Origin of the sequence: Rhodoferax sp., from assembly GCF_030646845.1 — a bacterium.
Lineage (GTDB): Bacteria > Pseudomonadota > Gammaproteobacteria > Burkholderiales > Burkholderiaceae_C > Rhodoferax.
Genome location: NZ_JAUSLE010000052.1, coordinates 41,673 through 51,174 on the forward strand (window position 1 = coordinate 41,673; position 9,502 = coordinate 51,174).

Annotated in this window: 11 protein-coding genes; 4 read left to right on the forward strand and 7 right to left on the reverse strand. The window is 65.7% G+C overall.

Annotation, left to right across the window (positions count from 1 at the left end; genetic code table 11):
• The first annotated feature begins 67 nt into the window (after positions 1-67).
• On the forward strand, positions 68-1,024 hold the full coding sequence (locus Q7T10_RS12770; RefSeq protein ID WP_304748760.1) for a LysR family transcriptional regulator: 957 nt from the start codon (positions 68-70) through the stop codon (positions 1,022-1,024).
• Between the two features lie 50 nt (positions 1,025-1,074).
• Here Q7T10_RS12770 and Q7T10_RS12775 read toward each other — a convergent pair whose 3' ends face one another.
• Positions 1,075-1,449 (reverse strand): hypothetical protein, encoded by a 375-nt coding sequence (locus tag Q7T10_RS12775; RefSeq protein ID WP_304748762.1) that lies wholly within the window; start codon positions 1,447-1,449, stop codon positions 1,075-1,077.
• Between the two features lie 190 nt (positions 1,450-1,639).
• On the opposite strand from Q7T10_RS12775, the gene Q7T10_RS12780 reads away from it, so the two are divergent.
• On the forward strand, positions 1,640-2,140 hold the full coding sequence (locus Q7T10_RS12780; RefSeq protein ID WP_304748764.1) for a hypothetical protein: 501 nt from the start codon (positions 1,640-1,642) through the stop codon (positions 2,138-2,140).
• 34 nt (positions 2,141-2,174) lie between these two features.
• Positions 2,175-2,834 carry a nitroreductase family protein gene (locus tag Q7T10_RS12785; RefSeq protein WP_304748766.1) on the forward strand — a complete coding sequence of 220 codons (660 nt, stop codon included), beginning with the start codon at positions 2,175-2,177 and terminating at the stop codon, positions 2,832-2,834.
• Between the two features lie 33 nt (positions 2,835-2,867).
• Here Q7T10_RS12785 and Q7T10_RS12790 read toward each other — a convergent pair whose 3' ends face one another.
• The 6 genes from Q7T10_RS12790 to Q7T10_RS12815 all read right to left on the reverse strand — a co-directional run bounded on the left by Q7T10_RS12790 (position 2,868) and on the right by Q7T10_RS12815 (position 8,672).
• Complete coding sequence (locus tag Q7T10_RS12790) at positions 2,868-3,119, reverse strand: acyl carrier protein (RefSeq protein WP_304748768.1); 252 nt, start codon at positions 3,117-3,119, stop codon at positions 2,868-2,870.
• Positions 3,116-4,378 carry a dihydrolipoamide acetyltransferase family protein gene (locus Q7T10_RS12795; RefSeq protein ID WP_304748770.1) on the reverse strand — a complete coding sequence of 421 codons (1,263 nt, stop codon included), beginning with the start codon at positions 4,376-4,378 and terminating at the stop codon, positions 3,116-3,118. The genes Q7T10_RS12790 and Q7T10_RS12795 overlap by 4 nt, the downstream gene beginning before the upstream one ends.
• Positions 4,375-5,358 carry an alpha-ketoacid dehydrogenase subunit beta gene (locus tag Q7T10_RS12800; protein WP_304748775.1) on the reverse strand — a complete coding sequence of 328 codons (984 nt, stop codon included), beginning with the start codon at positions 5,356-5,358 and terminating at the stop codon, positions 4,375-4,377. Before Q7T10_RS12800 ends, Q7T10_RS12795 begins: the two co-directional genes overlap by 4 nt.
• Positions 5,358-6,353, reverse strand: a complete 996-nt coding sequence (gene pdhA, locus Q7T10_RS12805) for a pyruvate dehydrogenase (acetyl-transferring) E1 component subunit alpha (protein ID WP_304748777.1) — start codon at positions 6,351-6,353, stop codon at positions 5,358-5,360. Before pdhA ends, Q7T10_RS12800 begins: the two co-directional genes overlap by 1 nt.
• A complete protein-coding gene (gene acsA, locus Q7T10_RS12810; RefSeq protein WP_304748779.1) occupies positions 6,350-8,098 on the reverse strand; it encodes an acetate--CoA ligase in 1,749 nt (582 codons plus the stop codon). The genes pdhA and acsA overlap by 4 nt, the downstream gene beginning before the upstream one ends.
• Before the next feature lie 112 nt (positions 8,099-8,210).
• Entirely contained in the window at positions 8,211-8,672 is a 462-nt protein-coding gene (locus Q7T10_RS12815; RefSeq protein WP_304748782.1) for a host attachment protein, read from the reverse strand.
• 294 nt (positions 8,673-8,966) lie between these two features.
• Between Q7T10_RS12815 and Q7T10_RS12820 the strand changes: the two genes are divergently transcribed.
• Positions 8,967-9,502, forward strand: a 536-nt coding sequence (locus tag Q7T10_RS12820) for a CapA family protein (RefSeq protein WP_304748784.1), incomplete at its 3' end; no start/stop codon positions are given.

Sequence of the window (9,502 nt, forward strand, 5' to 3'; positions counted from 1 at the left end):
GCTTGCGATTCTGATGGGCTCTGTTACTCTTATAAATGTATAAGTATCACTATTCAGTTATCAATCTATGCAAGTAAAGAGCCGGGCCGCCCTGGGCCAGTTGAGCGACATGGATATTCGCCTGCTACGGGTGTTCAAAAGCGTGGTGGAGTGCGGGGGCATGGCCGCCGCGGAGCTGGAGCTCAACATCGGCACCTCCACGGTCAGCCGCCACATCAAGGATCTGGAAACCCGCGTCGGGCTGACCCTGTGTCGCCGGGGGCGGGCCGGTTTTGCCCTGACAACCGAGGGTGAGCAGATTTACACCGAGACCCTGCGCCTGCTGGCCGGGGTGGACGCGTTTCGCGGCAGTGTGGACGAGATTCATCGCCGCATGGGCGGTCAGCTCAACATCGCGGTGTTCGACAAGACCGCCAGCAACCCGGCCGCCCACATCGGTGCAGCGATCGCCCTGTTTTCGGATGTTGCGCCAGAAGTGAGTCTGCACTTGCATGTGGCGCCTTTGAACACCATCGAGCGTGGCGTGATCGACGGGCAGTTTCAGGTCGGGGTCATTCCGGGCCATCGCAGCTCGGAGACGCTGGCTTACGACGAGCTGTTCACCGAGACCATGTTCTTGTACTGCGGTGCGCGCCATGCGCTGTTCAAGGCCGAGCCTGCCGACATGACGTGGGACGACATGCGCGCCCATCACTTTGCGGGCCTGGGTTACCACTCGCCCAATATGGAAATCAGCCAGCAGCTGCGCTTGCCGCGCAAGGCCACCGGCTATGACCAGGAGTCCATCGCGACGCTGATCCTGTCGGGCAGGTATCTGGGCTTTTTGCCCGATCACTATGCCGAAGGCTTTGTGCGCAATGGCCAGATGCGGGCTGTCAAGCCGGCGTTGTTTCGCTATGACTGCAGTTTTTTCAGCATCGTGCGGCGCTCGCCGCAGCCATCCCGCGTGACGCGGGCGTTCCAGGAGTGCCTGGTGCAGGCGCATAAATCAATCGATCAGACGGCGGGTCTATATAACAAATAGGCCTCTAGCCCACATGTTATATGCGTAAGCAGCTATAAAAACAATAGCAATCAAGCCGCGCGCGTGCGCTCGATCCGTTTCCCGTGGGGCAGCGTGGCCAGCCGTGTGAACATGCGCCGGCAGTAGCCGCTGATCTGCAAGCATTTGTTGATCTCGTCGACCGGCAGCGGGCCGGACACCACGACGATGTCATTGGCGCTGTCCAGCGCCCCGGCGGCGCGCAGCCGGCGGCGCGCCGTGGTGGCCCAGGACTGGATGCGAACGGGGCTGCCATGCTCATGCAGCACACCGGTGCGCACGTCAAACGCAATGGCGACGTTGTCGGTTTTGAGTCGCAGACGATGCTCTCCGGTGACCTTGCTGGCCGGCGTGCTCATGTCGTACAAATGGTAGTTGCCCTCTTTGAGCTGGTACTGCAATGTCATGGAATCTCCTCGTTTAGGTGGATTGTGGGCCGCGGCAGGCGCAAACTAAAGTGAGAAAAGCGCGTGGAAATCCCCCCTGTTCGCACTGCCGCCGCTCAGGGGCGCTTGGCGAGGCGGCCACTTTCATGACCTGGGCTTGTGGCTTGAGAAAAAGCAATGCGTCAGGCTCTGCCGTGTCTAGACTGACCTCATGAAAACGACAAGACTATTGACAGCGCTTTTGCTGTGCCTCGCTGCGCTGGCCGCGTGCACCACCACCGGCACCGGCGGCGGACAAGTGACCGGCGTCGGGGCGCAGGAACAGCTGGTGGCGTTCAACTGGAAGAGCACCGACGGCGGCATATCGGGCACCATGACAGCAGCGCTTCCAGATTCGGTCTTTCAGGGCCGGTTCTTCCAGATCACCCGGCAAACGCGCAGTGAGGTGCTGGACCCGCTGTGGACGCACTGGCACCGCGGCTGGTACGACTGGCCGTATTGGGGGAGTCCTTTCTCTCCGGCCTACCCGACCACCCAGTTCATCACGCATTACTCCGGCAAGGTGGTCGCCACCCTGGAATCGCAGAACAACCAGCGACTGCGCTGCCGCTTCCACCTGGTCGAGCCCGTGCGGGGCATGTCGGGCGGTGGCGAGGGCGAGTGTCAGCTGTCCGATGGGCGGGTGGTGCGGGCGGTTTTTCCGGGCAAGTAGCCTTGATCGCCAATCATTCAACAGGAGCGTACACATGAACACACTGACCAAAATGGCGCTGGGCCTGCTCGGGCAGCTCAAACCAGAGCCCGCTGTGGGTGACGCCGCCAGCACGATGCACCTGCCGCCAGTCAGGCTGACGGGCGGCATGCCACTGATGCAGGCGCTGGCGCAACGCCAGTCACTGCGGGAGTTCGATCCGGCGCCGCTGCCGGAGCAGATGCTCTCTGATCTGCTGTGGGCGGCCGCTGGCATCAACCGCGTCGCGCTGGGTGGCCGTACAGCGCCCAGCGCGATGAATGCCCAAGAGGTGGACGTGTACGTCGCCTTGCCCGCTGGCCTGTACCGCTACGCCGCAACGACCCACACGCTGGATCTGGTAAGCGCCATCGATGCCCGCCGCGTCACCGGCTACCAGGACTTTGTGGAGGACGCGCCGCTGGACCTGGTGTTTGTTGCCGACTATTCCCGCATGAAGTTGGTGCCGGCGGCGCAGCGGGAGTCTTATGCGTCGGCGGCGGCCGGTGCCATGGCGCAAAACGTTTACCTGTATTGCGCCTCGACTGGCCTGGCCACGGTGATTCGTGCCTGGATCAATCGCGGTGCGCTGGCGCAGGCCATGGGGCTGAACAATGACCAGCAGGTATTGCTGTCGCAGACGGTCGGGCGGCCAAAGGCGGCGGCCGCACGCTGACACTTGCCACGCAGGGCTCGCCCCGGTCCGGCTTCAGGCGAGCCGGGCTTGCAGGTAGTCGACGACGTTGTCGAGGGTCACCAGCCCGGCATAGTCCGCCTCCGGGATGTTCACGCCGAAGCGCTCGTGCAGGCTCACCAGGAAATTGAGCCAGTCCATTGAATCCAGATCAACCTGTTGGCGCAAGGGCCGCTCGGGCTCCAGCGTGTCGGGTTCCACTTCCGGGGCGATGGAACGCAGCAGGGTCACCACGGTCTCCACCAGCGTCTGTCGGTCGGGCTTCATGTTTGAGCTCCCTGGTTGGTGGCGGGCGCCGTGCACGCGTCCGCCAGCGATTGCGGCCGCTGCAGCACGTCGCGCAGCTCGACCAGAAAGAGGGCGCCGCGGTGCCCGTCCGAGGCACGGTGATCGGCGGCCAGCGTGGCGTTCACCACGGGCAGCGCGCGCACCTCGCCGTCCTGCACCCAGGGGCGTACAACGATGCTGCCAAAGCCCACCAGCGCCACCTGCGGCGGGTAGATGACGCCAAACACGGTTTCTGCCCCCTGATCGCCCAGATTGGTGACGGTGATCGTGGGGTCGGACATCTCGGAGCTGCGCAACGAACCCGCGCGCGCGCGCTTGACCAGATCGGCCAGCTCGCGCATCAGCTGCGCAAGCGGCTTGTCACCGACATCGTGGATGGCCGGCGCCACCAGCCCGCCGCCGCGCAGCGAAATAGCGACCCCGGCATGCACCGCCGGGCTGGCCTGGAACTGCCCGTCGAGGTAAAACCCGTTGAGCTCGGGGGTGCGCCGCAGCGCGATGGCCACGGCCTTGAGCAGCAGCACAGCGGGCAGGATGCGCTCGGTGATCGGCAGGCCTTCGTTGCGTTGTTGCAGCCAGGTCAGCGCCACTTGCATCGGAATCTTCTCGGACAGGTAGTAGTGCGGAATCTCGCGCTTGGAGCGGCTCATGGCGGCAGCAATGGCCTTGCGCATTTCCTTCTGACGATCGGGCACTGCCGCTGGCGTCGTGGGTGGCGCGGCTGTAGCAACACCGGTGGCAGGCACCGGCGGCGTGCGCGCCGCTGCCTCGACGTCGGCCAGGGTGACGGCTCCTTGTACACCCGTGCCGCGCACGCTGTCGGGATCGATGCCAAGCTCTCTGGCGCGCTTGCGCGCGGAAGGTGACACGGGACGCCGCCCCGCCGGAGCCTGCTCAGGCTGCGCCAGCTGCGGCGCTGCCGACACCGGCGCCGCCGTGGCGACCGGGGCCGTTGCGGCAACCGGTTTGGCTGGCGCAACTGCCGGGGGTGCCGCCACTTCACCCGGCTCCAGCACAGTGGCCAGCACCGTGCCGACCGGCACCTTGCTCCCGGGCTGCACCAGCAGCTCGCCGACCCGGCCGTCGTGCCAGATCTCCACATCGACGGCCGCCTTGGACGTGTCCACTACCGCGACCACCTGGCCGCGTTTCACGGCATCGCCCGGCGCCACGCTCCAGCTCAGCAGCGTGCCTTCGTCCATGTCCGCGCCGAGCGACGGCAGCTTGAACTCGATCACGCGCTGGTCCCCATCAAGGCCTTCACCGCCGCCACAATTTTTGGCACCTGGGGCAGGGCGGCCTCTTCCAGGTGACGGGCATAGGGGATCGGCACCTCTTCACTGCACACCCTGGCCAGCGGGGCATCCAGGTCAAAAAAAGCCTGTTCGCTGATGCGCGCCATCACCTCGGCGGCGAAGCTGCCCGAGCGCCAGCCTTCAGTTACCACCACGGCGCGCCGGCATTTGCGCACCGAGGCCATCACGGTCGCGTCATCCAGCGGGCGCAGCACCCGCAGGTCGATCACCTCGGCTGACACGCCCTGGGCCGCCAGTTCCTCGGCCGCGCGCAAGGCCTTGGGCAGACTGCCGCCGAAGGTGATCAGGCTCACATCGCTGCCAGCACGCCGCACCTTGGCGCTGCAGATGTCCACCTCGTAGTCGTCAGCCAGTTCGCCTTCCATGTTGTAGAGCTGGGCGTGCTCGAAAATCAGCACCGGGTCGGGGTCGGCCAGAGCGGGCTTGAGCATGCCGCGCGCATCTTCCACCGTGGCCGGCACCAGCACCCGCAGGCCTGGCACATGGGCATACCAGCCCTCGAAGCTGTTGGAGTGCTGGGCGGCCACCTGGCGCCCGGCACCGGTCGCCATGCGGATCACCACCGGCACGGAAAACTGCCCGCCCGACATGTGGCGCAGCATGGCTGCCGTGTTGACGATGGGGTCCAGCGCCAGCAGGCTGAAGTTGACCGTCATGATCTCCACAATGGGGCGCATGCCGCCCAGCGCGGCGCCGATACCGGCGCCGACAAAGCCGAGCTCCGACAGCGGCGTGTCGCGAATGCGCTCGGGGCCGAACTCTTCCAGCAGCCCCTTGGACACGGCGTAGGTGCCGCCGTAGCAGCCCACGTCTTCGCCCATCAAGAACACGCGCGGGTCGGCCTGCAGCGCTTCACGCAGCGCCTCCCGCAGGGCGTCACGGTAGCTGATGCGCCGGCCCATCAGGTGGCTCCTTCAGGGGTGTGTATGTCGCGCAGCAGGTCTTCGACCGGCTCCCAGGTGCCGGCTTCGGCAAAGGCCACGGCGGCATCGACTTCGGCCTGCGCTGCCGCATCCAGTGCCAGGAATTCGTCCTCGGTCAGGTCGCCCTGTTCCTTGAGGCGGGCGCTGTAGGTGTGGATCGGCCCGCGCGTCTTCCAGGCATCGATTTCCTGTTTGACCCGGTACAGGTCAGGGTCAAACATCGAGTGGGCTCGAAAGCGGTAGGTGCGCAGCTCCACAAAGACAGGACGGCTGCCCTCACGCACCTGCTGGGCGGCGCCTTGCACCGCCTCCAGCACCGCCACCACGTTCATGCCGTCGACCTGCACCGTGGCCACGCCGTAGGACGCGGCCTTGGCGCACAGATCGGTCTGCGACTCGGAACGCGCCAGCGCCGTGCCCATGGCATAGCCGTTGTTCTCGCAACAGAACAGCACCGGCAACTGCCACAGCGCGGCCAGGTTCATGGCCTCATGAAATGCGCCCTCGGCGATCGCCCCCTCGCCGAAGAAGCAGGCGGTCAGGGCTGCACGCCCGGCCATCTTGTCGGCCAGCGCCAGCCCGACCGCCAGCGGCAGGCCGCCACCCACGATGCCCTGCCCGCCATAGAAACGCCTGGCCCGGTCAAACAGGTGCATGGAGCCGCCGCGCCCGCCGGAGCAGCCTCCCGACTTGCCGTACATTTCGGCCATCACCTCGTTCATCGGCACGCCGCGGACCAGCGCGTGGCCGTGCTCGCGGTAGGTGCCGACGATCCGGTCCCCGTCGCCGAGGACCGGGATCACTCCAGTGGCGATGGCTTCCTCGCCATCGTAGAGATGCATGAAGCCGCGGATCTTTTCCTGCGTGTAGAGCTCGGCGCACTTGTCCTCGAAGCGCCGTATCCGGATCATCTGCCGCAACAGCTCCAGCGAATGGGCGCGGGTGAGGTGAGGCTTGGCGGCGGTGTCGGTCATTTCTCGTCACTTTCGAGCGTCGAAATGTCACCCTCGGGCAGCCCGAGTTCGCGCGCCTTGAGCAGCCGGCGCATGATCTTGCCGCTGCGCGTCTTGGGCAGGTTCTGCCGGAACGCGATCACCTTGGGGGCGACCGCCGGGCCGAGGCGCTTGCGGGCGTGGCCAAGGAGTTCGAGGTTCAGATCGTCGCTCGGCTCGAAGCCGGGTTTGAGCGCGACGAACGCTTTGACCACTTCTCCGACCATCTCGTCGGGAATGCCGATGACAGCCACCTCGGCCACCGCCGGGTGCTCCATCAGCGCGCTCTCGACCTCGAACGGGCCGATCAGATGCCCGGCACTCTTGATCACGTCGTCGTCGCGGCCGACGAACCAGAAATAGCCGTCCTCGTCGCGCATCGCGAGGTCGCCGGAGATGTACCAGCCAGATACGAAGCACTTCTTGTAGCGTTCCTCCTCGTGAAGATAGGCGCGCATCATCGAGGGCCAACCGGGTCGCAATGCCAGCTGGCCGATGACCATCGGCCGGCCGACCTCGCGCACGCCGTCCCCGGTCTTTTCGACGATGCCGGCGACAATGCCCGGCAGGGGCTTGCCCATCGAGCCGGGCTTGACGTCCATCGAGGCATAGTTGGCGATCATGATGCCGCCGGTTTCCGTTTGCCACCAATTGTCGTGGAACGGCATTCCGAACGTCTGGTTGCCCCACACTACCGCTTCCGGGTTGAGCGGCTCGCCGACGCTGGCCATGAACCGCAGGTTCGAAAGATCCTTGCCCTTGAGCGGATCGGTGCCGACCTTCATCAGCATACGGATGGCGGTCGGGGCAGTATACCACACGTTTACCTTCTCGGCCTCGAGGATGCGGTACCAGCGCTCGGCATCGAACTCCGCCTCGTCGACGATCATGGTCACGCCGTTGGTGAGCGGCGAGATGATCCCGTAGGAGGTGCCGGTGACCCAGCCGGGGTCGGCCGTGCACCAGAAGATGTCGTCGGGATGGAGGTCGAGCGCGTAGCGGCCGGTGACATTGTGGGCGACCACCGCCTCATGCACATGCACGGCGCCCTTGGGCTTTCCGGTGGTCCCCGAGGTGAAGTGGAGCAGAGCCATGTCCTCGGGCTGGGTGCGGGCGATCTCGAACTCGGGCGATGCCGTGCCCGTCAGCACCGCGAGATCGCGCGTGCCCTCGGGCGGATCGCCGGTTGCATCGACGATCAGGACGTCGGTGAGATGGGCGAGCTCGGCCCGCCAGCCGGCGACCTTGCGCCGGTACAGCGCCTCCGAGGTGACCAGCACCCTGGCCTCGCCGATCGACATGCGTGCCTTGATTGGCTCGGGTCCGAACGCCGAGAACATCGGACAGAACACCGCGCCAAGCTTCAGCGTCCCCAGCGCCGCGATGTAGAGGTCGGGGACGCGGCCGAGCAGGCAGAACACGCGGTCGCCCTTCCCGACGCCGAGCGACTGGAGCGCATTGGCAAAGCGATTGGTTCTCGCCCTGAGGTCGGCATAGGCGAAGTCGTGGCGGCTCTCGTCCTTGGCGATCCATCTGATCGCCACCTTGTCACCGAGCCCGGCCGCCACGTGCCGATCGATCGCCTCGTGCGCAATATTCAGGCCGCCACCGGGAAGGCCGTCGAGCAAGGTCCGCGCCGCATCCCACGTGAAGCTCGCGCGTCCCGCGTCGTAGTCCTTGAGGTTGGCACGGACGACTTGGTCCGAACGCTTGTGGATCGTCTCCATGTTCCAGGCACCTCCGCCGCTCGCCACGAAGAACAGACCCCAGTGTCCCATCGAGCAGCTTAGCGCCCAGTCCCACGGGCGGCTTGATACAGGTCAATCGGACCGGGACGTATCAGGGCAGCTCGCGCATCGCCGCGAGGTGACGTTCGATCTCCAGCGTGGGCAGCTTCACGAGGTCTTTGGGAATCTCAGCCGAGAGCACCGCCCGCACCGCGGGCGTGACTGCGTCGCGGAGAATCCCAAGTGCCTTTGGCGGTGCGACGACAATCAGAGCCTTGAGGCCTCGCGACCGCACGAGGTCGTCGAGCTTCGTCGCGATGCCGCGCAGAAAAGTCGCCTCGGCCTCCTGATGCCAGTCCGTGCCTTCCACGCTGCTGCGCGACCCGTCCATCGCATCGTAGGCCCGCCCCGGCCGGTCCGTACCCATTTCACGTGTCGGCGGGTGCGGCTCGTGCAGGACTTCGGCGACCTTGAGGTTCAGAGCCAATCCGTCGCCGGCGTTCTGAAACAGCAGCGCCTTGGCGCCATCGCATACGAGGATCCAGCTTTTGGAGGGGATTGTCAGGCGGTTCATTCGCGTTCTCCGCGGGTTGTGTCTGGTTGGCGAGAAGGTGCGCGATCGAGCGATCGGCGAGAGCGTCTCTACATCGGCTTGCGCATTGCGCACCGTCGGCTGTGGCCTCGCATCTCGGTGTAGTCCAGCCAACCCGCCGCGGGCATCCTGCCGAACCAAAGCCCACGCATCTTGAGCCAAATCAATCGCCGCGCGCGAGTTGAGCCTAACTGTTGGGGGACGATACCGATGGCGTCACACAGGAATCTCGTTCTTGCCGTGCTCCGATGGCGCGACCAAGAAAGGTGTGTGGGGATGGCAGTGATCACCCTGATGCTTGCCGGCGACGTCATGACGGGGCGCGGCATTGATCAGATAATGCGTCATCCGTCGCCGCCCGAGCTGCACGAGGACTATGTCAAGTCGGCTCTGGACTATGTCCGATTGGCCGAGGCTGCCAACGGGCCGATCCCGCGGGACGTGCCGGCGGCCTATGTCTGGGGCGACATGCCCGGCGCCGTCGGGCCGTTTCGTCCGGAGTTGCGCATCGTCAACCTCGAGACGGCCGTGACGCGATCCGCCCAAGCCTGGCCGAAGGGGATCAACTACCGCATGCATCCGGGGAACATCGACTGCCTCACGGCGGCCGGGATTGATTGCTGCGTGCTGGCCAACAACCACGTCCTCGATTGGCGCGAAGCTGGACTGCTCGAGACGCTCGAGAGCCTCGCGGCGGCGGGGGTCGCGACTGCCGGCGCCGGCCGCACCAGCGAGGAGGCCACCGCTCCCGCCGTTCTCCCCATTGGCGGCGGTGGGCGATTGCTTGTCCACGCCTTTGCCTGCGCCTCGAG

Coding starts and splice junctions, on each gene's coding strand:
- Q7T10_RS12770 (WP_304748760.1), top strand. CDS start 68: ATGCAAGTAAAGAGCCGGGCCGCCCTGGGCCAGTTGAGCGACATGGAT.
- Q7T10_RS12775 (WP_304748762.1), bottom strand. CDS start 1,449: ATGACATTGCAGTACCAGCTCAAAGAGGGCAACTACCATTTGTACGAC.
- Q7T10_RS12780 (WP_304748764.1), top strand. CDS start 1,640: ATGAAAACGACAAGACTATTGACAGCGCTTTTGCTGTGCCTCGCTGCG.
- Q7T10_RS12785 (WP_304748766.1), top strand. CDS start 2,175: ATGAACACACTGACCAAAATGGCGCTGGGCCTGCTCGGGCAGCTCAAA.
- Q7T10_RS12790 (WP_304748768.1), bottom strand. CDS start 3,119: ATGAAGCCCGACCGACAGACGCTGGTGGAGACCGTGGTGACCCTGCTG.
- Q7T10_RS12800 (WP_304748775.1), bottom strand. CDS start 5,358: ATGGGCCGGCGCATCAGCTACCGTGACGCCCTGCGGGAGGCGCTGCGT.
- pdhA (WP_304748777.1), bottom strand. CDS start 6,353: ATGACCGACACCGCCGCCAAGCCTCACCTCACCCGCGCCCATTCGCTG.
- acsA (WP_304748779.1), bottom strand. CDS start 8,098: ATGGAGACGATCCACAAGCGTTCGGACCAAGTCGTCCGTGCCAACCTC.
- Q7T10_RS12815 (WP_304748782.1), bottom strand. CDS start 8,672: ATGAACCGCCTGACAATCCCCTCCAAAAGCTGGATCCTCGTATGCGAT.